This is a genomic window from Kribbella sp. NPDC058245 (assembly GCF_042882005.1).
Taxonomy (GTDB): Bacteria; Actinomycetota; Actinomycetes; order Propionibacteriales; family Kribbellaceae; genus Kribbella.
In genome coordinates this window covers 20,762-42,309 of record NZ_JBHVWY010000013.1, presented here as the reverse complement: position 1 = coordinate 42,309, position 21,548 = coordinate 20,762, and the positions used below count along the sequence as shown (strand labels likewise).

The following is a 21,548-nucleotide window of genomic DNA, read 5'->3' as shown; positions in this document are numbered from 1 at the left end:
GCAACGTCCGAAGGCCCGCAGTACGTGGTCGGCGTGTTTTCGGACGTTGTGATTGGTCACCTGGTTCGCCGTTGGTCACACGGTCCGGATGATGGCGGCGACGAGGGCGGCTCGTTCGGTGAGGGTTGCGGCGACTGCCTGTTCGTGGACTGCGTGTGCGCCTTTGCCGACCGGTCCTAGGCCGTCGAGGGTGGGGATGCCGAGCCAGCCGGTCAGGTTGGTGTCCGCGGCACCTGAGGCGGCCGCCCCACCTACCTGCTGACCGACCTCCGCCCCGGCCGCGATCACCTTTGCGAGCAGTTCGTCGGTGGCGGGGGAGGGCTGCCATGCGGGTCGGTTCGACATCACCTTCGCCTCGACCACGGCCCCACGTCGTACCGGAGGTAGCGCTGTCACGGCATCCAGTACGGCGGTCTCGGTCTCGGGGTCGACGAACCGGAACCCGACATCCGCCCAGGCCGAACCGGCGACCACGTTGGTCCGCCCACCGCCCTCGATCGTGCCGACGTTGCACAGCACCTGCTGGTGACGAGCGACCACCGCGCGCACCGCGATCAGTTGGTCGACGAGTTCGTCGATCGCCGAGATACCGCTCTCCGGATCGAGCGCCGCATGCGCCTCGCGGCCCGTGACCGTGATCCGGACCCGCGTACTGCCCCAGCGCGACGTCTTCAGATCGCCGTTCGGATGCGGCGGTTCGAGCCCGAAGGCCGCGATCACGCCGGCTGACTCCGCTGTCACCAGCTCCCGCGCGGTCGGCGAACCGACCTCCTCGTCGGCGACCACGATCACCCGCACCGGCCGATGATCCGCGTCGGAAACGTCTTCGAGAGCGCTCTCCAGGATCACCAGCCCGCCCTTCATGTCGAACACGCCAGGCCCGTGGATCACCCCGTCCGCCACCCGCCAAGGCATCGCGCCGGCCAACTGCCCGACTGGCCAGACCGTGTCGTGGTGGCCCAGGAAGAGCACCGGAGCGGCCTCAGAGAGCGCTCCCCGGCCCGGGAAATCGGCGACCACGTGATCCCCGGTGGCGGCCGCGACCCGACGGGCGGTACCCCCGAGGTCGGCGTACCGCTGGACGAGGCGGTCGGCGAACGCGTTCAGCGCGCCGGTGTCACCGGTCGGCGTCTCGTCCTCGACATAGCTGCGGAGACGATCGATCATCAGCGGCAGGTTCATAAATACGGAACGTATCACCATCTGGTCGAGGATTGACTCCCTCGTTCGGAAGGAGTTTTATTCAAGCGACGGACATGATCCGTTCCGTATCTTTGAGAGGAGTGCACGGTGTCCGATGACTTCCGGGCGGTCTCGCTGAGCACCCCGGCGCAGTACGCCGACGCTGCCGCGCTGTACCGCGAGGTGTTCGGCTACCAGCAGCCGGACCACGGCCTGAACCCCCGCCTGCTCGCCGCCCTCGCCCGGAACGGCGGATCCGTGGTCGGCGTCCTGGACGCGACCGACCGCCTGGTCGCCTTCGCCTACGGCTTCCCGGGAACGTCGGAGAGCGCTCTCTACCACTACTCCCAATCAGCCGTCGTCGTCGCCGGCCTCCAGGGTCGCGGCCTCGGCCGGATGCTCAAGTACGCCCAGCGCGACGTCGCTCTCGCCAACGGCATGAGCCGGATGCGCTGGACCTACGACCCCTTCCAGGTCCGCAACGCCCACTTCAACCTGAACGTCCTCGGCGCCCGCGCCCGCTGGTACTCCCCGGATCTCTACGGCCCCGGCACCGACCGGCTGGTCGTCGACTGGGACCTCACTCAAGCGCCGTCCACCGGCCGCGCTCCCGTCGCTGAGATCCCCGTGCCGACCGATCGCGCGTCCGTCACGGATTGTGTGGTCGCCCGGGTTCGCGAGGAGTTCGCCGAGCTGTTCGCCATGGGCCTGGTCGCGACCGGGATCCACCGCGACGACGACCACACCGCGTCATACGTGTTCGGAGCAGCTGAATGAACGAGAAGCAGAACCGCGAACTCACCAGCCCCCAAGACCGGTACGACGCACGTCTGCAACGACGGTCGTCGACGCTGCTCCAGCGCCGCGTGGTCGAGCAGGAGCGGGCATCGATCGAGGAGGCACTCGACAAGATCCTGGCCGACGACGCGATCGCGCAGGCGGCGGCCCGGATCGTCGCCGCCCGCCGACGCTTCGTGGCCGGATCGGCGAAATCGTTCTCCTACGCGTCGCTGCTCGCCTTCGACCTGAGCGCCGGCCTGTCCCAGGTGACGCTCGTCGACGGGACGGTCGTGCGCGCGGTCGACGTCCTGTCCGATGTCCGAGCGAACGACCTCATGGTGGCGTTCTCACTCCGCCGGTACCGTCGCGACACGGTCGAGATCGCGCGCGCCTTCAAGGCGGCCGGCGGCGAGCTCGTCGTCGTCACCGACTTCGAGGACGCGCCGCTGGCAGCGGTCGCCGATCAGTGCATCTACGTCGCGACCGGGAGCGCGTCGTACGTCGATTCGCCGACCGTGATCGTCTCCGTCCTGCACGTGCTCGCGACCCTGACCACGGCCAGCGCCAAGGGGTCCCGGCGCCGGCTGGGAGAGCGCGATCGCCTGAACACCGAGCTCGGCCTGTACATCTCCTGAGAGGAACCTTCCATGAAGATCGTCGCGGCCAAGCTGCACCGGGTCCGGCTGCCGCTGGTGCACGAGTTCCGGACCAGCTCGCACGGCAAGAGCATGCTCGACCACATCCTGGTCGAGCTGACCGATGAGTCGGGCGCGGTGGGCTGGGGCGAGGTCGCCTCGCCGTCGGATCCGTTCTACGCACCCGAGACGGTCGAATCCTGCTGGCACCTCGGAGAGCGCTATCTCGTGCCCGCGATCCTCGGCAAGGAGTGGGAACGCCCCGAGCAGTTGTCGCAGCTGTGGGCGAAGGTCCGCGGCAACCAGTTCGCCAAGTCCGGCCTGGACACGGCCGGATGGGTGCTCTGGGCAACCATCAACTGCGTCCCGCTGGCCGAGGCGCTCGGCGGTACGCGGACCGAGGTCGTGGCCGGTGTCTCGCTCGGTATCGAGCCGACGATCGACGACCTGCTCACGGAGGTCGAGCGGCACCTAGCCGCCGGATATCCGCGGGTGAAGCTGAAGATCGCGCCCGGCTGGGATGTCGAACCGGTCCGCGCGGTCCGCTCCGCGCACCCCGACCTGGATCTCCATGTCGATGCCAACGGCATCTATACCGCGGAGCAGTCGGATCACCTCAAGGCGCTCGACGAGTTCGGCCTGACGATGATCGAGCAGCCCTTCGCGCCCCGGGACCTGCTCGCGCACGCCAACCTGCAAAGGCAGATCGCCACTCCGATCTGCCTGGACGAGAGCGTCGAGACCCTGGAAGATCTCGAGACAGCGCTCTCTTTGCAAGCGATCCGCGTTCTCAACATCAAGGTCTCCCGGATGGGCGGCCTCACCCGGGCCCGCGCCGCTCACGACCGCGCGCACCAAGCGGGCATCCCGGTCTGGTGCGGCGGCATGCACGAGTTCGGCATCGGCCGAGCGGCGAATGTAGCGCTCTCCAGCCTGCCCGGCTTCTCACTCCCGTCCGACGTCTCGGCCTCCGCCAAGTACTACGCCCAGGACGTCATCACTCCACCCGTCATCGCCACCCAAGGCGTCGTACAGGTGCCGAAAGCGCCAGGCCTCGGCCACGACGTCGACACAGCCTTCATCGCCCAGAACGCGGTCGCAACCATAGAGCTCACTTCTTGAAGCGCTTGGGCTCACTGGGCAACGGCGGTGGGGCCACTGCTGGCTCATCGTCTGCCGTCTCCAGCCACCCTTCGTACTCGGTCAGCAACGCATCCAGCTCAGGACGGCTCACACCAGCAGGCAGTACGACGACCCACGGGTGGTCCTCGTCATCGTCCTCGCCGTGGAACCGCCCCCGCCGTACGGTGCCGTCCAGCTGCGCAGCCACCGACGAGGCGTCCTCCTGCTCCCAGAAGTAGGCGATCAGCTCCATAACGACACACCGTACGATCTAGACATGAGCAGCACCACGTTCCCCTGGCTGAAGGGCCATGGCACCGAGAACGACTTCGTGATCCTTCCTGACCCCGATGGCACAGTCCACGGGGAGCTGGACGCGGAGCTGGTGCAGTTCCTGTGTGACCGCCACGCCGGCCTCGGTGCGGACGGCGTACTGCGGGTCCTCCAGGGCACTGGCCAGTCGTACGTCGAGGACGGCGGCGACTGGTTCATGGACTACCGCAACGCCGACGGTTCGATCGCGGAGATGTGCGGCAACGGCGTCCGCGTGTTCGTCCGGTACCTCGCAGACGCCGGACTGATCGACGACAAGCCAGTCCGCGTCGGCACACGTGCAGGTGTCAAAGAGGTCGTCCAGAACGACGACGGCACGCTCACCGTCGACATGGGCGAACCCACCCTGCCCGGCCCCGCCGGAATCGTCGTCACTGCCAACGGCCACCAGTGGCCGGCGCTGCACGTCGACATGGGCAATCCACACGCAGTGGCGTTCATTGACGACCTGTCCGAGCCAGGCAACCTGTGTGACCAGCCGAGTTGGTCCCCGACCGAGGCGTTCCCCCACGGCGTCAACCTGGAGTTCGTCGTACGGCGTGGTCCGTACGACGTGGACATGCGGGTCCACGAGCGTGGTTCGGGGGAGACCCGGTCCTGTGGCACGGGAACGTGCGCTGTGACCGTGGCGGCCGTTCTGAAGGCCAACCAGGAGCTACCGGTCACGTACCGCGTCGGCGTACCGGGCGGTGAAGTGAGCGTGACGTGGCGGGCGGACAACCACCTGGAGCTCACCGGTCCGGCCGTCCTGCACGCTCGCGGGGAGTTCGACCGCGCCTGGCTGAACGGGAATTCAGGCACGCGCTGAGGCGTTGACGTGGTTAATCGGGTCGCCTGTACTGGTGGCCCGTGCCAACATGGAAGGTATATGACGACCCAATCGAACGCATACGAAGAGACCTCCGACGTCGAAACCGACCTGCTTCAGGGCGATGACTCCGGCGCTTCGTTGACGGGTCACGATGACTACGACGACGACCGCGAAGGCAACACCGACGGCCTAGAGCTCGAGGAACGCCAGGCGCTCCGCCGCGTCGTCGGCATGTCGACCGAGCTGACCGACATCAGCGAGGTCGAGTACCGCAAGCTGCTGCTGGAGCGGGTGCTGCTGGTCGGCGTCTGGACCGAAGGCAGCGCCGAGGATGCCGAGAACTCGCTGGCCGAGCTGAAGCTGCTCGCCGAGACGGCCGGTTCGGAGGTGCTGGACGGAGTGATCCAGCGCCGCAAGAAGCCGGACCCGGCGACCTTCATCGGTTCCGGCAAGGTGGCCGACCTGCGCGACCTGGTCGCGGCCTCGGGCGCGGACACGGTGATCGCCGACGGTGAGCTGGCTCCCGCGCAGCTGCGCAACCTGGAGGACAAGCTCAAGGTCAAGGTGGTCGACCGGACCGCGCTGATCCTGGACATCTTCGCGCAGCACGCGAAGAGCAAGGAAGGCAAAGCCCAGGTCGAGCTGGCCCAGCTGCAGTACATGAAGCAGCGCCTGCGTGGTTGGGGTGGAAACCTGTCCCGCCAGGCCGGTGGCCGGGTCGGTGCGGCCGGTGGCGGTATCGGTGGCCGTGGTCCCGGTGAAACCAAGATCGAGACCGACCGGCGCCGGATCAACACCAAGATCTCCAAGCTGCGCCGGATGCTCAAGGACATGAAGAGCACGCGCTCGACCATGCGCCAGGAGCGTCGCCGCAACCTGGTCCCCTCGGTCGCGATCGCGGGCTACACCAACGCGGGCAAGTCCTCGCTGCTCAACCGGATCACGGGCGCCGGCGTACTGGTCGAGGACGCACTGTTCGCGACCCTGGACCCGACCACCCGCCGCACCACGACGTCCGACGGCCGCGTCTACACGCTGACCGACACGGTCGGTTTCGTCCGGCACCTGCCGCACGACATCGTCGAGGCCTTCCGCTCCACGCTGGAGGAGGTCGCGGACGCCGACCTGCTGCTGCACGTGGTCGACGGTTCGCACCCTGACCCGCTGTCGCAGATCCAGGCGGTCCGTGAGGTTCTGGGCGAGATCAACGCCCTCGACGTTCCCGAGATCATCGTGATCAACAAGGCCGACGCCGCCGACGCACTCGCTCTCGCGCCGATCCTGGCCCGCGAGCCGCGCGCGATCGTCGTCTCGGCCCGTACGGGCGAGGGCATCGACAAGCTCCGTGCGTACCTCGAGGGCGCCCTGCCGCAACCGCACATCTCGCTCGACCTGCTGCTGCCCTACGAGCGCGGTGACCTGGTGTCCCGCATCCACTCCGAAGGCTCCGTCGAGCAGCTCGAGCACACCGGCGACGGCACGCGCGTCACCGCCCGGGTCCACCCCGCCCTGGCCGACGAGCTCACGCCGTACGAGGTGGCTTCGGCCTAAGCACGACAACAAACGACCCCGAGGATCAGCTCCTCGGGGTCGTTCCGTTTCGGGAGGCAAGGCGACCGCATTCCGTCAGGAGGCGGTGGCTGTGTCGTGGAACGGCCAGGGCAGCAAGGCGGGGGAATAACCGTTCTTACATGCCGCCCTGGCCGGCTTATGGATGCGGGCGTGCTGCCTCGATCCAGATGCGTGGTGGGAGCGCCATTTCTTCGACTCCTCATGACGCCGCCTGTTCAGGCGTCGTCGAGCCATTCAGCGCCGAACTCGTCACGGTGGAATCCCCGATGCTGAGCGAGTACGCACTTCCGGCCCGTCGCTGGATTCTCGCCATCACAGAAGGCGTCCTGAGTCGACCGGAGCAACGGCCATCCTTTGTCGTCCGTCTCCATCGCGGTCTCTCAGCGATCGTCTCTAGCTGGCTCAGCCAACTCGTCGCCGGATATTACGGTGATCCCGTTGACCTCAAGGCGTTTCCGTACGTCCTTGCTCTCACCGTTCGCATCAAGGTGAAACTCGCTCGGGACGATGAGAATGCGATCCCTCGACTGCAGGGCCAGAGACAGTACGGTCTCGAACGCAGCGGGTGAGTTTGCGAGGTCTTCAACCAGCACATCAACCAACTTGACGCCTCGTTGCGCGGCTATTTTCGCAAGCGTTCCTTCCGCTGCGGTGACCTCCACATCGTTCATCAGGAAGTGCTTCCGCACGTATCCGTAAGCCTGCAACATCTGGTCCACCTTGGTAGTCGGGATCGCTTGGTACCTAGCAACGATGACGCTGCGAGTAGTTGGACCACTACGGGCAGCGCTCATCCACTGGACCTATCGGCAACGCCGATAGACTCGGCCATGCACAGCGGGTTACCTTCGCGGCGACGGGCGAACGAGGGAGAACCGAGATGACGGCACCCCACCCGCCGCTCGACCCCACCTGGTGGGAGCGGCCGGAACTGCAACCCGCTCTTGCCAGTCGTGACGTGGGTGCGATCTATCGCTGGCTTCAACGCCACGGCTGGAGCCAGACTCTGATCGGGTCAAAGACGTTCCAGTCTCAGGGCGAAGTCTCGGAGATCTTGGCTGGCCGACAAGTGAAGGCCTATGAGGTTCTGGAGCGGATCTCGGACGCGTTCGACATTCCCCGGGGTCTGATGGGCCTGGCCTACAGTTCGACCGCCGAGACCGACAAGCCGCATCACTTGACCTTCGAAGACAGGCAGTCCTTCGCAGGGTCGGTTGCCAGCGTCGCCTTTGGATCAGCGACGGCCGATGCCCGAAGGTGGTTGCCCAGGTTCTCCAGGGGTTCGGCGTCGGTGCCAGACCTCATCACTGCGGCAGATATCGAGCAGGTCCGGTCCATGACGCGTGAATTCCGGAAGCTCGATCAGCGGTTCGGCGGCGGAGCGGCCGTCGATGCCTCCCGTGGGTTCTACGGATACGCACGGCACATGCTGAACTCAAGGGCTGAGGATTCCGTTTCGCGCGATCTGAAGATATCGCTCGCCGACTTCAGCAGCATGGTGGCGTGGTCTTTCCACGACGTCGGCAACCAGTTGGCATCACGTCGCTACCTGATGAACGCCCTGGTGCTGGCCCGCGAAGCTGACGAACCGTCGCTCATATCGTCGATCCTCTATCGGCTCGGCCGCGTCAGCATGCACGAGGGCCATCCCGCCGAAGCGTTGAAGATGCTGCAGATCGGCCAGATCTCCGCCCAGGACGCCGGTGATCCTGCAGAGATCGCACGTCTGCATGCCAATGAGGCGCTGGCGTACGCGATGCTCGGTAAGGAGACCCACGTCCGCGACGCACTAGCTCGCGCCGAGTACGAGATGGGGAGAGCAGACAGCTCTCGCGTATCGCCGTGGACAACGCTGTACTTCACCCCTGGTGACTACACCGGCCACGAGGCATTGGTCTTCAACATGCTCGCAAATGCCACGAAGGATCAGTCACAGAAGCGGCAGTTCTCCGAGGTAGCGATTGGCTACGCGACCAGGGCAATTGCGGAATCAGGGCCCGAGCGACCGCCGCGGAGCCGGGTTTTCGACCGGATCGTACTGGCGACCAACCTGTTGCGCACGGGCGAGGTCGACTCCGGTGTCAGCACCGCTGTCGAGGTGCTGCAAGATTCTCAGGCTATCCGCAGTGGACGAGGTGCACGCCGACTGGGCGAGATCGCCGACGCGGCGGTAGCGACCAAGGACTCAGCCGCGCAATCAGTGGCACAAGCCATCTCGACGCATCTGCACACCACACGGAAAGCAATCACCGTATGACGGTCATGTCCGACGATCTCAACCAGCGGCTCCGCTACGCCCTTGCCGGGATCTGCAAGGAGGCCGAACTAGACACAGACGATGCACAGCTCGTCAAATACACCAACAACGCCGTCTACATCCTGCCCCGCGAGAACGCCGTAGTCCGATTTGGAATCGGCAACCTCGCCAGCCAGCGGGCCCAACATGTAACCCGCATTGCCGAGTGGCTCGACCAGCAGGGAGCGCCGGCGGTCAGGCTGTCCGGGACCCACAACCCAATTTTGTTCGAGAACTATTCGGCCACCATCTGGGAGCAGTTGGAGGCCAGCAACCCAGCCTGGCATGGCGCTGATCTCGCGGCGGCGCTACGAGGCTGGCGGTCGCTGTCCCCTCCGGACTGGCTCAAGGACTGGGACCCGTTCAGCAAAGCCCGTGCGAGCCTGGCGATGGCCGACGGGCTCCCTCCAGAGGATCACTCGTGGCTCTCGCAGCAGTGGGCAGAAATTGAGGCCTTGTACGGCGAGCTTTACGAGAACCTGCATCTCGGGCTCCTGCACGGGGATGCCTACATCGGGAACCTGCTCCGGCGGCACGACGGACAGTTCGTGCTCTGCGACTTCGACGAGACGAGCGTCGGACCACTGGACTACGACCTGGTAGTAGCGGCAGTGAGCGCGGTCCGGTTCGGTGCCAATCGTGATCATGAGGAGCTAGCCTCAACGCTCGGTGTCGACGTGACGGAATCACCGTCCTGGCCGGTCTTGCGCCGAATTCGTGAGCTTGTCCTCGTCACAAGCGTCATTCCTGACCTGAGCAACCGGCCAGATATTGCGCGAGTCCATGCACACCGGCTGGCCACACTGCGGACCGGTGAAGACGAGCTGTGGCAGCGGTACAAGTAGCGCGCAAACTCGGCCGAGTCTCATCCTCAGAGCGACGAGGCTCGTCCCCTACGGAGAATCGTGAGGAACAGGTCATGTCCGACGTACAGCGGCTCTACGCCGATCAGATCTGACCTCTCATGCCGTCGGACCTGCAGCGGGTAGCGCGTGGGCTGGTCGAGTGTCTCGACGAGGTGCCGCAGGTGCTGCATCACTTGCAACGCACTGCTGCCCGCTGCCGTGAGAGCGCTGCGCTAGCGGCGCAGGGCGGTGCGACTGTTGCTGCGCATCAGCTGGATGCTGCAGCGCGCGCTTGTGAGGCGGCGGCGCACTACTTGTCGATGGCGCCACCGAAGGCGCGTGCCTGGGCCGACCGGTTGGTCGGCGGCGGTTCGGGAACGGACCGCCCGTCGTCAGACTCCGCTGAGCGGAACCCCTTTGCTGGCAGCAGCCCACGTCCGGTTGACGTCAATGATCGTGCTGCTGACCGCGAAGGGTCTGGCCCGGGAGCCGGCCGCGGAGGCGACGGCAAGGACGGCGGTGCTCCACCTCCTCGGGGTGATGCTATTGATGACTCCGAGCCAACTCGAGGTCCGTCGAGCAGTGGCCAGGAGCCTCACAAACGTACGGACAGCACCGACCGGGTTCCTGCGCCTTTCTTCGGAAACATTTTCAAGCTGCTCCCCGGACGGCCGGGAGGCAAGGGGCCAACCTCGGGCATCCTGGCGACGCCGGACGGCACGCCCCTGAAGCGCGTTGTGAGCGGTACCCAGGGACCAGGGGCCGGCGCTCCCGGCCTGAAAGGCAAGACCGCGCGACTCCGAGTAGCACGAGTGGACGCAGAGGGACACGCAGCTGCGATCATGCGGCGGCTGCGAGCGCGTGAGCTAACGCTGTACCTCAACAATGAGCCTTGCGGACGAGGTCGCAATGACGTGCTGCCATTAAGCTGTGATGCCACTCTCAAATACCAGATACCGCCCGGGTCGAAGCTGACCGTGTACTGGCCTGGTGGGCGTCAGGTCTATATCGGAGAAGAAGGAGAGCCTGGGTGAACGACCAAGTATCCGCTGGATACTTCCGAGAAGGCCGGAAGATCGCCACGGCAAACGAGATGACTGCGCTGCTGGACGAGCTTCAGGCCGCTGGCGTTCCTGTGTGGGTTGAGCTCTCGACACGAATCGACGACGCGGAAGCGGGGCCCTACGGGGCGACCGTCCTTGATGTTGCTCTCGGCAATGGTTTCGGCTCACTGACCTTCCACGAGCCGGGCGCCGATGGACTGCGGTACGACTCAGTCGGGACATTGAGCGATCCTCAAGACGCCGATCTCGACTTCGGCGGCACACCGCAGCCGATCGAGACAGGAAGTGCGATCACGGTCCAGGAGGCGCGCACTGCGGCGCTGGAATTCGTCGCGACCAGGAGACGCCCCGAGAGCGTGACCTGGAAGCTGTTCGACCCACCGCCGGTCGAGCTCGAGCCGTTCACCTTGGACGACTTCGATGAGTTCGATCCGAGCGTGGCTCGTAGGGACTGACGTCAGGCCCGCCGCGTCCAACTCAGGCCGCCTCGAACGCCAGCAGGTCTTTCGATCGATAGGATCGGGAAATGGTGGACTACGACGGTCGACCACATCAGGTCTACGCCCAAGGACGCAGTGCCAGATGCCAGGAACCGCTAAGGCAAGAGGGCCAGCGGCGCGGTGTACTCGAACTCGGCGTTCCCGTACCGCATGGTCAGCGTCCCGCCCGAAAGGAGCGGAACACGGTCGTGATCGATGTCAGCCTGGAGCAACCAGGTATAGCCCCCTCGGGGTCCGGAGCCCATGACGTACGAGAAGTTGTTGATCGTGAGACCTTGGCTGCCGTCGATCGTGATTGACGGGCGCTGCGCCGAGGGTGCTTCTCCTTCAACCACTACTCCGATGAAGAGCAGCGTCCTGTTCGGGCTGAGCCACAGTCCTGTGTGGAAGACCGGGGAACCTTCTCTAACGACGCCTGCCTGAGCTGGAGCCAGCAGCGAAGCCATGTTTGCGCTCTCACCAACTGACATGAACTCCTCCAGCAACGTGGTCGATCGTGCGAGCCCCCAACCTTATCCATCTGGTCGGGTCCGCGCTGGAGGAGTTCGTAGTTGTACAAACGACATGGTCGCCGCAACTCCTCAGATCGAGGGGTTGCGACGACCACATGGTGTTCTTTCAGGTCAGGTCACTACTTGCGCTTGGAGACCTGGACCTTGATGGTCGTGCCGGTGCGGGAGAGCACCTTGATGTTGACGCCGTTGTTCGGGACCTTGACGCCGGCCATCGGCTGCTCGGCGAACCAGTACGCCTTGGAGTCGTTGAAGGTCGGCACCCCGTCCTGGCCACGGATGTAGCTGGCCTGGCCGTTGATGTGCAGGGTGACCGAGTCCGCCTTCTCCGTACCGAACGGAGCGTCGTACCCGCCGACCCGCGGCCGCCAGAGCTGGCCGTCGAGACGGTTGATCGGGACCGGGTGGCTGTCGACCGGCAGCACCAGACCCTCACCGGGGTGCTCGTTGGTGTTGTTGTCGGACTGCGAGGTGTCCCAGTACCAGACCAGCAGGCCGTCCTGGTAGGGGAAGTGCTCGACCTTGTCCGGCGCCGTGTTCGCGAAGCCGAAGTTGTACGGACCGGTCTTCAGGTACTGGTCCTGGTCGACGTAGTTGATGTGCGCGGCGAGGTAGTAGTTGTCGTGCAGACTCGTGTACGTCGCTCCGATCGCGCTGAAGCCGTTGAGGGTCCAGCCGTCGGGCGAGGTCTCCGCGCCGGAGCCGACCACCGTGGTCGCGCCCGAGGTCACCTTGATCTCGTCGGCGAAGAAGCCCTTGCCGCCGGCCGCCGGGTCGGTGGCGTAGCGGAACTGCAGGCCGATCGTCTTACCGGCGTACGCCGACAGGTCGAACGTGGCCGGGACCCAGCCGGTGCTGGTGCCGTCGATGCCGTTGCCCTCGGCCGCCTTGGTGATGTTGCCGGCGATCGGCTTGTAGCCGGTGCCGTCGTTCACCTCGACGTAGGCGTAGTCACACGGGTCCGCACCGCAGTCCTCGATGTCCCAGTTCGCCTGGAAGTTGAGGCTCGCCGCGGCACCGGCCGGCAGCGTGACCTGGCGGTTCATGGTGTGCGTGAAGGCGTTGCCCTGGCCACTCCACCAGGACTTCGTGCCGGCCGCCGGTGCGACGAGGTCGTGCACCACCTGCTTCTTCGGCAGCGTCACCACCAGGCCCTGGGCCTTCTTGGAGTTGTACTCGTACGGACCGAGCTCGAGGGTCCGGTTCTGACCGGCCGCCACGATCTCGTAGTCCAGCCAGCCCAGCTGCAGCTTGTCCCAGGCGCCCATGTCGGCCGCCTGCTCGCCCAGACCACCGTCGGTGGCCTTGCTGACGCGGCTCTGCGCCATGATCGTCCACCAGTTGACGCTGTTCTCGACCGGTGCGCCGGAGGTGTCGTAGTGGTCCGGCAGACCGAGGTCGTGGCCGTACTCGTGCGCGAAGACGCTGATGCCGCCGTTCTCCGGCTGGATCGTGTAGTCACCGACCCACAGGCCGGTGTCGCCGATCTGGGCGCCACCACGCGGGTTGGTCGCGGGACCACCGGGGTACTGCACCGACCAGCGGTGCGACCAGATGGCGTCCTCACCCTGCTGCGGGTCACCGTCGGCCTGGTCGCCACCGGCGTGCACGATCTGGAAGTGGTCGATGTAGCCGTCGGGCTCGTTGAAGTTGCCGTCACCGTCGAAGTCGTAGCGGTCCCACTGGTCGAACGCCTTCAGATCGGCCGTGATCTGGGCGGCCGTGCGGCCCTTGGCCTTCTGGTCCACGACCCACTGGTTCACCGCGTCCTGGACGAGCGCCCAGGTGTTGTTGCAGACGTTGCCTGCGCACGGCTTGCCGTTGGACCGGCCGTAGCGGGCCTCGTTGTACCTGACCTTCACCCAGTCGGTGACGGTCCCGTCCACGCTGTACCGGCCGGACGACTGCTTCTCGTAGTACTTCTTGACCGAGTTGCCGTTGCCGAAGTACAGGTCCTGGAAGTGCTTCTGGCTGTAGTCGGCCTGCCAGACGGTGCTGTTGTCCACCGAGCGGTCCGGCTGGGGGATCTGGTTGCGCAGCGGTCCCTCGAAGGTCGCGGGGCCCGGGATGGCCGGCGCGGTGTCCTGGTCGGGGTAGCTCGGGTGCCGCTCGTTGCCGAACTCGGCGAGCACGACGAAGATCTTGTCGCTCTTCTCCCGCGCCAGCTCGACGTACTGGTCGACCTTGCCGGTCTTGCCCGCCTTGAGTCCCTTGGACCCGGCGGCCTTGGCACCGACCTTGACGACGGTGCTGCCGTTGCGGACCTCCGGCTTGGCCTTGCCGGCCAGGACGTTGGTGAGCGCCTCCTGGCGGAGCTCACGGCGCTTGTCCTCGAGCGGGTTGGGCAGCTCGTCCGGTGCCGGCGCGGACTCGCTGGCAGTCGGCGCGGTCGCGCTGGCGGGCAGTGTGACGGCGTTTCCGGCCTGGGCCCACCCGAGCCCGGCGGTCGCCGCTAAGGCCAGGCTGAACAGCCCAGCGGGTAGCTTGCGCACGATTCCCCTCCATGCATTGTTGACCGCCGCGGTGGTGACGCGGCGTATTCAAAGCTCCCCCGAGCGTGTTTTGCGCGAGAGTACGGGGAAATCTGGCCGGTCCGGAAGCAGATGGCGGAAAAAACCGGGAAAGCAGCGGGGAAACCTGCACCATGAGTGGTCTTACTCAGACGACCGAGTACGACGCCTCTCCTCCGGCCGGCCCGGTTGTTGACAGACTGTGCCGGTGGAACGCGATCCGGTCGACCTCCTGCAGCCGTTGTGGCGTGCTCTGGTCGTGTTCCGGCTGATGACCTTCGGCTTCGCCTGTTTCGGCGTCTGGACCCGCTGGGACGCGATCGTCCACCCGTACGGCGCCATCCTGCAGTTGGTCGTCATGGGGGTGTGGACGGTCGTCTCGTCGATCGGCTACAGCCGGCGCTGGGGCCGCCGCAACACCCGGCTCGCCTTCGCCGACCTGATCATCACCGTCGGTTGCATGTACGCCACGCTGCTCGCACAGCCGCTGATCCACATCCGCGGTGGTGCGTCGGTTCTGACCTCGATCTGGGTGGCCGGGCCGGTGCTGGCCCTGGCGATCTCCCGTGGTCGCGACGGCGGGTTGCTGGGCGCAGTGACTGTCAGTCTGGCGCTGCTGTCCCTGCGGGGCGTCGATCAACTGGGAAAGGTGCTCGGCAACGTGCAGCTGTTGCTGGTCGCCGGACTGGTCGTCGGGTACGCCGCCTCCACCCTGCGGCGAGCTGGTGACCGGCTCCGGGAAGCGATCGCGGCAGAGAGCGCGACTGCCGAGAGGCTGCGGCTCAGCCGGTCGATCCACGACGGTGTCCTGCAGGTGCTGGCACAGGTCCAGCGCCGCGGTCACGCCATCGGCGGTGAGGCCGTTGAGCTGGCTGAGCTGGCCGCTGAGCAAGAGGTCGCTCTGCGGACCTTGATGTCCAGCCGCCCGGCCGCAGTCGGAGGCGGCCGGATCGACCTGTGCGCCCAGTTGTTGCCGCTGGCCACCACCAAGATCGACGTAGTGGTCCCCGCCGTACCAGTCCTCCTGCCATCGACTGCTGCCGACGAACTGGTTGCCGCAGTCAAGGAGGCGCTCAGCAACGTGCACAAGCATGCGGGCGCTGAGGCGCGCACGTGGGTGGTGGTCGAGGACCTCGACGACGCCGTACTGGTGTCGATCCGCGACGATGGCCTCGGTACGACGCCCGCCCAGCTGGAGCAGGCCCGGACCGACGGCCACCTCGGCGTGAGCCAGTCGATCCGCGGCCGGATCACCGACTTGGGCGGTACCGCCACCGTCCGCACCGCACCAGGCGAAGGAACCGAGTGGGAGTTGAAGGTGGACCGAGCATGACCAGAGTGATGATCGTCGACGACCACCCGATGTGGCGCGAAGGTGTGGCCCGAGACCTTGGCAGTCGCGGGTACGACGTCTGTGCGACCGCGCAGGATGTGGGGAGTGCGGTGAAGATCGCCCTGGCCACGCGACCGGACGTCGTGGTGATGGACCTGCAGTTGGGCGACGGTTCCGGGGTCGATGCGACCCGGGAGATCACCGCAGCGCTCCCCGACACCCGGGTGCTCGTCCTGTCGGCCAGCGCGGAACAGAACGACGTACTGGCTGCTGTGAAGAACGGTGCGTCGGGCTATCTGGTGAAGTCGGCGTCCCTGGACGAGTTCGACGACGCAGTACGGCGTACTGCCGACGGAGACGCGGTCTTCAGTGCTGGACTGGCCGGACTGCTGCTGGGGGAGTACCGCCGGCTCGGAGCTGGTCCCGAGGTACCGCATCTGACCGAGCGGGAGACCGAAGTGCTCCGGCTGGTCGCACGGGGGCTGACTGCTCGCCAGATCGCGACCCGACTGGTGCTGTCGCACCGCACTGTGGAGAACCACGTGCAGAACACCCTGCGGAAGCTGCAGTTGCACAACCGCGCTGAGCTGGTGCGCTACGCGATCGAGCACGGGATCGACGCCCCCGAGTAGTCCCCAGGGGCGCCGATCCCCCTTGTACTACAGGCCGTTCGTGAAGAGCAGGCGGTTGACCGTACCGCCCGTGGTACCACCGCTGACGACGTTCGGCGTCGCGTTGGTCTCGATGTAGGACTTGACCGCCGCGGGCGTGGCAGTCGTGTTGGTCTGCAGGTAGAGCGCCGCGACACCGGCGACGTGCGGCGTCGCCATCGAGGTGCCACTCATCGCGCCGCTGCCGCCGGTGCGCAGCGTGGAGATGATCGCCGAACCCGGCGCGTACACGTCGACACATGCACCAGTGCTGGAGTACGACGCCCGCGCGTCGTTCTTCTCCGAGGCCGCGACGACCAGTGCGGTCTCGATCTTGCGGGGGAGTCGCTCACAGGAGTTCGCGCCGGTGTTTCCTGCCGAAGCGGCCAGGAAGACACCGGAGTTGATCATCGCGCGCAGCGAGTTCTCCAGCGTGGTGTTCGCGTCGAAGTTCCACGAAGCGTTGGCTACGGCGGGCTTGACCGCGTTCCGAGTCACCCAGTCCACGGCCGCGATCGCGGAGGACGCCGTACCGCCGCCGTTGCAGTCCAGCCACTTCACGCCGTGCAGCCGGGCGCCCTTGGCCACGCCGTACGTCGCGGATCCGATGGTGCCGGCGACGTGGGTGCCGTGGCCCATGCAATCGGTGTTGTTGGTGTCGATGCCGTTGAAGTCGAAGGTGGCGCGGCCGCCGAAGTCCGGGTGCGACGGCGTGATGCCGGTGTCGATGATGTACGCGTTCACACCCTGACCGGTGCGCGTGTAGGTGTAGGAGTTCGACAGCGGCAGGTTGCGCTGGTCGATCCGGTCGACGCCCCACGACGGCGGGTTGGTCTGGGTCGTGTCGAGGGCGTTCTCGATCCGCACGTCCTGCGAGATCGCGATCACGTCGGGGCTCTTCTGCAGGGCGCTCAGCTGGACGGCGGTGAGCTTCGCGCTGAAGCCGTTGACCGCGGTGCTGAACTGCTTCTGCGGGGTGATGCCCAGGCTGCTCTTGAGCTTCAGGCCCTTCTTCAGCTCGACGATGTAGGTGTCCTTGATGACAGAGACGCCGGGCTCGGCCTTGGCGACCTGGACGATGATCCGGTCCGGGCCGGGAGCGGTTGCGCCGGCGGCACCGGCCGTGGCGAGAGCGAGAGCCGGGGCCAGGCCCACGGCGAGAATCAGCGAGACGGTACGACGCACGGGTTCCTCCTCAAGGAACTCATCACCCACCGGGGCGGAGGGGTGATCACCGACGGTCCGTGTGCAGCTACGGAACGGGGTGGAGGATGAAGTTAGGTCGGGCTCACCTGACGCGTCAATCAATTCCGATGCGCACTGATGTCATGGCACTGCGCTGCCGTGGGTGTTCGTTTGTTCACCCCCGCTGAGCGTGAAATCGGCCTGCCAGCCGCGACCCGATCGCTGGTGAACTTGTTCGACGACCGCTTGAATCGGGTTCGTACACTGTGCGTTCCACGCTTGCCGTGACTGCTCTGCGTCACGACACCCGTACTGCGGGTGCCCATCCCCGGAGGCTGTAGTGAACCGGTCGTCGCTCATCCGCGCGCTCCTGGCGTTCTTCGTCCTGGCCGCCTCGACGTACGTCGTACTGACGGCGAAGCCCGAGCTGGGCCTCGATCTGCGGGGTGGAACGCAGATCGTGCTGGAGGCGAAGGACGCTCCGGGGGTGAAGGTCACCAGCGACATCACCGACAAGGTGACCCAGGTGCTGCACCGGCGCGTCGACGCCCTCGGTGTCGCCGAGCCGAACGTGACCCGCCAGGGCGAGAACCGGATCATCGTCGAGCTCCCCGGCGTCCAGGATCCGCGCGAAGCCGCGAAGGTGGTCGGCAAGACTGCCCAGCTGACCTTCCATGAGGTGCTGAACCAGGTCGCCGAGAAGCCGGCCAAGACGGCCAAGGGTGAGATCTGGCTGCCCAGTGACATGGGTGCGGGCGTGCTGCAGCTTTCCCAACCGGCGATGACCGGCGAGCTCGTCAGCGGCGCCGACGGGATGATCGACCCGCAGCAGCCGGGCCAGGGCTGGTTCGTCCAGATGAAGTTCCAGGGCGACGGCGGCAAGATCTGGGCGAACATCACCGGCAAGGCCGCCTGCGAGCCGGTGAACACCCCCAAGCGGCAGATCGCGATCGTCCTCGACAACGAGGTGATCAGCGCCCCGCAGGTCGATCCGAACGGCGGCAACCAGCTCTGCAACACCGGCATCGCCGGCGGGACCAGCACGATCAGCGGCACTTTCACCGAGAAGGAGGCGAAGGACCTCGCCGCGCTGATCGAGGGCGGCTCGCTGCCGGTCCCGGTCGAGATCATCGACCAGCGTTCGGTCGGCCCGTCGCTCGGCGCGGACGCCATCGAGGCGAGCGCGACCGCCGCGATCATCGGCCTCGCGCTCACCGCGATCTTCATCATCTTCGTCTACCGGCTGGTCGGTCTGATGGCCGTCCTCGGCCTCATCGGGTACGCCGGGATGTCGTACGCCGCCCTCACCGCGCTCGGCGCCACCCTGACCCTGCCGGGCCTGGCCGGTTTCGTGCTCGCCATCGGGATGGCGGTCGATGCCAACGTCCTGGTCTTCGAGAGAGCCAGGGAAGACCACATAGGCGGGCGGACCGACGGCCTGCGCCGATCGCTGCGCAGCGGCTTCCAGAACGCCTTCTCCGCGATCGCGGACTCCAACATCACGACGCTGCTCGCGGCCGGTCTGCTGTTCTTCTTGGCGGCTGGTCCGGTGCGCGGATTCGGTGTCACGTTGAGCATCGGTGTGCTGGCGTCGCTGCTGTCCGCATTGGTGGTCACCCGGGTCCTTGCCGAGTTCTTCGTCTCCCGCAAGTTCGTCCTGAAGCGCCCCGGCCTGAGTGGCATCGCGGGTCACGGTCGAGTGCGCATCTGGTTGGAGGACAAGCGTCCTGCGTTGATGAGCCACAGTCGGCGGTGGTTGCTGATCAGCGCGGTCGTGATCGCGGTCGGTGTCGCGGGCGTCGTCGTACGGGGTCTGAATCTCGGTATCGAGTTCACTGGCGGACGGTTGCTCGAGGTCAGTACGGCGCAGCGGATCACGCCGGACCAGGCGCGCGCGGCGGTGGGCGAGGCCGGGTATCCGACGGCCATCGTGCAGGCGACGGACAACGACAACGTCACCGTGCGCACCGGGACGATCTCGGACGACGAGGCGGAGAAGGTCCGCGAGTCCATTGGGCGGATCGGTGGCAGCGCCGAGCTGGTTCGCAACGAGAGCATCGGTCCGTCGCTCGGCCAGGAGCTGCGGAACAAGGGCCTGATCGCGCTCGGGATCGCCCTGCTTGCGCAGCTGGCCTATCTGGCCGCGAGGTTCCGCTGGACCTTCGGCGCGGGCGCGGTGCTTGCGCTGCTCCAGAACGTCGCCGTCGTGGTCGGAGTCTTCGCCTGGACCGGCAAGCCGATCGACGGCATCTTCCTGGCCGCGATCCTGACCATCATCGGTTACACGGTCAACGACTCGGTCGTCGTCTTCGACCGGATCCGCGAGACCCGCAGTTCGCGGGCCACCGACAACCTCGGGCCCGTGATCGATACCGCGATCGTCAACGTGCTGCCGCGAACGATCAATACCGGGATCTCGACCCTGTTCATCCTGTCCGCGCTGCTGGTGCTGGGCGGTGACTCGCTGGGCGACTTCTCGCTGGCGCTACTGCTCGGCATCCTGGTCGGCACCTACTCGTCCAACCTGACCGCCGCGCCGCTGCTGCTCGAGCTCGAACGGCGCTACCCCGCGCCGCCGCCGCGCCCGAAGCGCGCTCAGGTCGACCGCGACGCCGCGCCGGACCGCGGGGCAGTCGTCTGATCCGCTGAATAGACAGTGTCTACGCCGAGGGTGTAGACACTGTCTACGTGATCGCTCTTGCCCTGCTGACGGCCTCCGCGTGCTGCCACGCGACGTGGAACCTGCTGATGAAATCCGTCAGTACCAAGGGCCCTGCCTTCGTCTGGCTCTGCGGGCTCGTCACGCTTCCGCTCTCCGTCGGCCTGCTCCTGCGCGCGTCCGCCATCACCTGGTGGCCCGCCCTCATCAGCATGGCCTTGCACACCCTGTACGCCGTCACGCTCCAGAAGGCGTACGCCGCTGCCGACTTCGCCACCGTCTACCCGGTCAGTCGCGGCTCGGCTCCCGTCCTCGTCACGCTCGTTGCCCTCGCTTCGTCCTGGCACGTGTACGCGGGCGCGGCTCTCGTGCTCGGCGGCATTCTGTTGATGGACCGCATCCAACCGCATACCCGTGGCATCGCGCTCGGACTACTCGTCGCGACCTGTACGGCGGCGTACACGCTGTGGGACGCCTACGCGATCACCACGCTCCACGCCGACCTGCTCAGCTATCTGGCCGTCGGCAACCTCGCCCAGGTCGTCGTGCTCTCAGTGCTGGTCCGCGGTCGCCGCGCAGCGCTGGGGGAGTGGCGGCGAGCGATCCCGATCGCGATCCTCACCCCGGCCAGCTACGGCCTGGTCCTGCTCGCCCTGTCCTTCGCCTCGGTCAGCACGGTCGCCGTCGGCCGCACCCTGAACGTCGTCCTCGGCGCGCTCCTCGGCTTCGTCGTCCTCCATGAACGCGTCACCCGCACCCGCCTGGCCGGACTTGCTGCGGTCGTGGCCGGCGTCGTACTCGTGAGCATCTGAAGGGATTCCGCATGAAAGACCTCGTCCTCCTGCACGCCGCAGCCAGCAGCCCCGCCACCTGGGACGCACTCACTCCACCCCTGGCCGAACTCGGCTACCGAGTCCACACCCCGACCCTGCTCGGTCACGCGGGGGCCGAGCGCCGCCGTACCTATGCATTGGACGCCTTCCGCGACGACGTCCTCTCCCAGCTCGACCACCTGGACGAATTCGCGTTAGTTGGCAACTCCTTGGGCGCCTTCATCGCCTCCGCGATCGCCATCGAGCACCCAACTCGAGTCACTCGCCTCGTCCTCGAAGAACTCCCCGTCCCGCCCCGCAACGCCGCGGACCACGGCCCCTCCCGCAAAGCCACTCCCACGGTCGTTCTCAACGTTTTAGGCCTCCTCGCCCGAGGTTGCGACCACCGCGTCCTCCGCGACGTGGTCACCGCCCTCCGCCAGCCCAACCCAGCCTGGTGGGAAGGCCTGACCAAAGTCCCCGCACCCACCCTTCTCCTAGCCGGCGGCCCCACCAGCCACCTCGACCAATCTCGCTTCCCCCTGGTCGCCGCCGCCCTCCCCACTGCCACCATCACCGAAATCCCAGCCGGCCACCGCATCCACACCAAAGCCCCCACCCCCTGGCTAACCGCCACAACCCCCCACCTCACCTAGCCCCCACCTCACCTAGCCCCCCGCCTCACCGAGCCCCCCCGACCTCACCTAGCCGCCGACCTCGCCTAGCCCCCGACCTCGCCGAACCGCC

21 protein-coding genes are annotated in these 21,548 nt (G+C 66.6%); 14 read left to right on the top strand and 7 right to left on the bottom strand.

What is annotated here, in order from left to right; all coding sequences use genetic code 11:
* Positions 1-75 precede the first annotated feature (75 nt).
* The gene (locus tag ACFVWG_RS27875) at positions 76-1,167 is read right to left on the bottom strand and encodes a M20/M25/M40 family metallo-hydrolase (protein ID WP_391546377.1); all 1,092 of its coding nucleotides are present in this window, start codon (positions 1,165-1,167) and stop codon (positions 76-78) included.
* Positions 1,168-1,290: 123 nt separating this feature from the next.
* Here ACFVWG_RS27875 and ACFVWG_RS27870 point away from each other — a divergent pair, with 123 nt between their 5' ends.
* Genes ACFVWG_RS27870 through menC form a run of 3 tightly spaced genes read left to right on the top strand, consistent with a single transcriptional unit; the run spans position 1,291 to position 3,719 of the window.
* Positions 1,291-1,959, top strand: coding sequence for a hypothetical protein (locus ACFVWG_RS27870; protein WP_391546376.1), 669 nt, complete (start codon positions 1,291-1,293; stop codon positions 1,957-1,959).
* Positions 1,956-2,597: a MurR/RpiR family transcriptional regulator gene (locus ACFVWG_RS27865; RefSeq protein WP_391546375.1), complete on the top strand. Its 642-nt coding sequence runs from the start codon at positions 1,956-1,958 to the stop codon at positions 2,595-2,597. The genes ACFVWG_RS27870 and ACFVWG_RS27865 overlap by 4 nt, the downstream gene beginning before the upstream one ends.
* A 12-nt stretch (positions 2,598-2,609) precedes the next feature.
* Positions 2,610-3,719 carry an o-succinylbenzoate synthase gene (gene menC / locus ACFVWG_RS27860; RefSeq protein WP_391546374.1) on the top strand — a complete coding sequence of 370 codons (1,110 nt, stop codon included), beginning with the start codon at positions 2,610-2,612 and terminating at the stop codon, positions 3,717-3,719.
* On the opposite strand, the gene ACFVWG_RS27855 is transcribed toward menC, so the two are convergent.
* Positions 3,709-3,972 carry a hypothetical protein gene (locus ACFVWG_RS27855; RefSeq protein ID WP_391546373.1) on the bottom strand — a complete coding sequence of 88 codons (264 nt, stop codon included), beginning with the start codon at positions 3,970-3,972 and terminating at the stop codon, positions 3,709-3,711. The genes menC and ACFVWG_RS27855 overlap by 11 nt on opposite strands.
* A gap of 24 nt (positions 3,973-3,996) precedes the next feature.
* Between ACFVWG_RS27855 and dapF the strand changes: the two genes are divergently transcribed.
* On the top strand, positions 3,997-4,860 hold the full coding sequence (gene dapF / locus ACFVWG_RS27850) for a diaminopimelate epimerase (RefSeq protein ID WP_391546372.1): 864 nt from the start codon (positions 3,997-3,999) through the stop codon (positions 4,858-4,860).
* A 60-nt stretch (positions 4,861-4,920) separates the two neighbouring features.
* On the top strand, positions 4,921-6,414 hold the full coding sequence (gene hflX, locus ACFVWG_RS27845) for a GTPase HflX (RefSeq protein WP_391546371.1): 1,494 nt from the start codon (positions 4,921-4,923) through the stop codon (positions 6,412-6,414).
* A gap of 401 nt (positions 6,415-6,815) precedes the next feature.
* Here hflX and ACFVWG_RS27840 read toward each other — a convergent pair whose 3' ends face one another.
* Entirely contained in the window at positions 6,816-7,145 is a 330-nt protein-coding gene (locus tag ACFVWG_RS27840) for a hypothetical protein (protein WP_391546370.1), read from the bottom strand.
* A gap of 170 nt (positions 7,146-7,315) precedes the next feature.
* On the opposite strand from ACFVWG_RS27840, the gene ACFVWG_RS27835 reads away from it, so the two are divergent.
* Both ACFVWG_RS27835 and ACFVWG_RS27830 read left to right on the top strand, forming a co-directional pair.
* The gene (locus tag ACFVWG_RS27835; protein ID WP_391546369.1) at positions 7,316-8,692 is read left to right on the top strand and encodes a hypothetical protein; all 1,377 of its coding nucleotides are present in this window, start codon (positions 7,316-7,318) and stop codon (positions 8,690-8,692) included.
* Positions 8,693-8,697: 5 nt separating this feature from the next.
* Positions 8,698-9,576: a phosphotransferase gene (locus ACFVWG_RS27830; RefSeq protein ID WP_391546368.1), complete on the top strand. Its 879-nt coding sequence runs from the start codon at positions 8,698-8,700 to the stop codon at positions 9,574-9,576.
* Between the two features lie 26 nt (positions 9,577-9,602).
* Here ACFVWG_RS27830 and ACFVWG_RS27825 read toward each other — a convergent pair whose 3' ends face one another.
* Positions 9,603-9,767, bottom strand: coding sequence for a hypothetical protein (locus ACFVWG_RS27825; RefSeq protein WP_391546595.1), 165 nt, complete (start codon positions 9,765-9,767; stop codon positions 9,603-9,605).
* Between ACFVWG_RS27825 and ACFVWG_RS27820 the strand changes: the two genes are divergently transcribed.
* The gene (locus ACFVWG_RS27820) at positions 9,696-10,610 is read left to right on the top strand and encodes a DddA-like double-stranded DNA deaminase toxin (RefSeq protein WP_391546367.1); all 915 of its coding nucleotides are present in this window, start codon (positions 9,696-9,698) and stop codon (positions 10,608-10,610) included. The genes ACFVWG_RS27825 and ACFVWG_RS27820 overlap by 72 nt on opposite strands.
* Positions 10,607-11,095, top strand: a complete 489-nt coding sequence (locus ACFVWG_RS27815) for an Imm1 family immunity protein (protein ID WP_391546366.1) — start codon at positions 10,607-10,609, stop codon at positions 11,093-11,095. The genes ACFVWG_RS27820 and ACFVWG_RS27815 overlap by 4 nt, the downstream gene beginning before the upstream one ends.
* Positions 11,096-11,235: 140 nt before the next feature.
* On the opposite strand, the gene ACFVWG_RS27810 is transcribed toward ACFVWG_RS27815, so the two are convergent.
* Both ACFVWG_RS27810 and ACFVWG_RS27805 read right to left on the bottom strand, forming a co-directional pair.
* Positions 11,236-11,625 (bottom strand): hypothetical protein, encoded by a 390-nt coding sequence (locus tag ACFVWG_RS27810; RefSeq protein ID WP_391546365.1) that lies wholly within the window; start codon positions 11,623-11,625, stop codon positions 11,236-11,238.
* A gap of 146 nt (positions 11,626-11,771) precedes the next feature.
* Positions 11,772-14,144 (bottom strand): immune inhibitor A domain-containing protein, encoded by a 2,373-nt coding sequence (locus tag ACFVWG_RS27805; RefSeq protein ID WP_391546364.1) that lies wholly within the window; start codon positions 14,142-14,144, stop codon positions 11,772-11,774.
* A gap of 226 nt (positions 14,145-14,370) precedes the next feature.
* Here ACFVWG_RS27805 and macS point away from each other — a divergent pair, with 226 nt between their 5' ends.
* Positions 14,371-15,495 (top strand): MacS family sensor histidine kinase, encoded by a 1,125-nt coding sequence (gene macS, locus ACFVWG_RS27800; RefSeq protein WP_391546363.1) that lies wholly within the window; start codon positions 14,371-14,373, stop codon positions 15,493-15,495.
* Positions 15,492-16,127 carry a response regulator gene (locus ACFVWG_RS27795; RefSeq protein WP_391546362.1) on the top strand — a complete coding sequence of 212 codons (636 nt, stop codon included), beginning with the start codon at positions 15,492-15,494 and terminating at the stop codon, positions 16,125-16,127. Before macS ends, ACFVWG_RS27795 begins: the two co-directional genes overlap by 4 nt.
* A gap of 27 nt (positions 16,128-16,154) precedes the next feature.
* Here the strand turns inward: ACFVWG_RS27795 and ACFVWG_RS27790 are convergent, their stop codons facing one another.
* On the bottom strand, positions 16,155-17,330 hold the full coding sequence (locus ACFVWG_RS27790) for a S8 family peptidase (RefSeq protein WP_391546361.1): 1,176 nt from the start codon (positions 17,328-17,330) through the stop codon (positions 16,155-16,157).
* 340 nt (positions 17,331-17,670) lie between these two features.
* On the opposite strand from ACFVWG_RS27790, the gene secD reads away from it, so the two are divergent.
* From secD to ACFVWG_RS27775, 3 genes are read left to right on the top strand one after another with little or no spacing between them, the layout of a single operon-like run.
* Positions 17,671-19,971: a protein translocase subunit SecD gene (secD, locus tag ACFVWG_RS27785; protein ID WP_391546360.1), complete on the top strand. Its 2,301-nt coding sequence runs from the start codon at positions 17,671-17,673 to the stop codon at positions 19,969-19,971.
* Between the two features lie 47 nt (positions 19,972-20,018).
* Complete coding sequence (locus ACFVWG_RS27780; protein WP_391546359.1) at positions 20,019-20,801, top strand: EamA family transporter; 783 nt, start codon at positions 20,019-20,021, stop codon at positions 20,799-20,801.
* 11 nt (positions 20,802-20,812) lie between these two features.
* Complete coding sequence (locus tag ACFVWG_RS27775) at positions 20,813-21,457, top strand: alpha/beta fold hydrolase (protein WP_391546358.1); 645 nt, start codon at positions 20,813-20,815, stop codon at positions 21,455-21,457.
* Positions 21,458-21,548 lie beyond the last annotated feature (91 nt).

What these genes read in the sequence shown, in the direction of transcription:
- menC (WP_391546374.1), top strand. Translation starts at nt 2,610, where the DNA reads ATGAAGATCGTCGCGGCCAAGCTGCACCGGGTCCGGCTGCCGCTGGTG.
- ACFVWG_RS27820 (WP_391546367.1), top strand. Translation starts at nt 9,696, where the DNA reads ATGCCGTCGGACCTGCAGCGGGTAGCGCGTGGGCTGGTCGAGTGTCTC.
- ACFVWG_RS27840 (WP_391546370.1), bottom strand. Translation starts at nt 7,145, where the DNA reads ATGTTGCAGGCTTACGGATACGTGCGGAAGCACTTCCTGATGAACGAT.
- hflX (WP_391546371.1), top strand. Translation starts at nt 4,921, where the DNA reads ATGACGACCCAATCGAACGCATACGAAGAGACCTCCGACGTCGAAACC.
- ACFVWG_RS27865 (WP_391546375.1), top strand. Translation starts at nt 1,956, where the DNA reads ATGAACGAGAAGCAGAACCGCGAACTCACCAGCCCCCAAGACCGGTAC.
- ACFVWG_RS27835 (WP_391546369.1), top strand. Translation starts at nt 7,316, where the DNA reads ATGACGGCACCCCACCCGCCGCTCGACCCCACCTGGTGGGAGCGGCCG.
- ACFVWG_RS27875 (WP_391546377.1), bottom strand. Translation starts at nt 1,167, where the DNA reads ATGATCGATCGTCTCCGCAGCTATGTCGAGGACGAGACGCCGACCGGT.
- ACFVWG_RS27775 (WP_391546358.1), top strand. Translation starts at nt 20,813, where the DNA reads ATGAAAGACCTCGTCCTCCTGCACGCCGCAGCCAGCAGCCCCGCCACC.
- ACFVWG_RS27825 (WP_391546595.1), bottom strand. Translation starts at nt 9,767, where the DNA reads ATGCAGCACCTGCGGCACCTCGTCGAGACACTCGACCAGCCCACGCGC.
- dapF (WP_391546372.1), top strand. Translation starts at nt 3,997, where the DNA reads ATGAGCAGCACCACGTTCCCCTGGCTGAAGGGCCATGGCACCGAGAAC.
- ACFVWG_RS27830 (WP_391546368.1), top strand. Translation starts at nt 8,698, where the DNA reads ATGTCCGACGATCTCAACCAGCGGCTCCGCTACGCCCTTGCCGGGATC.
- ACFVWG_RS27855 (WP_391546373.1), bottom strand. Translation starts at nt 3,972, where the DNA reads ATGGAGCTGATCGCCTACTTCTGGGAGCAGGAGGACGCCTCGTCGGTG.
- ACFVWG_RS27795 (WP_391546362.1), top strand. Translation starts at nt 15,492, where the DNA reads ATGACCAGAGTGATGATCGTCGACGACCACCCGATGTGGCGCGAAGGT.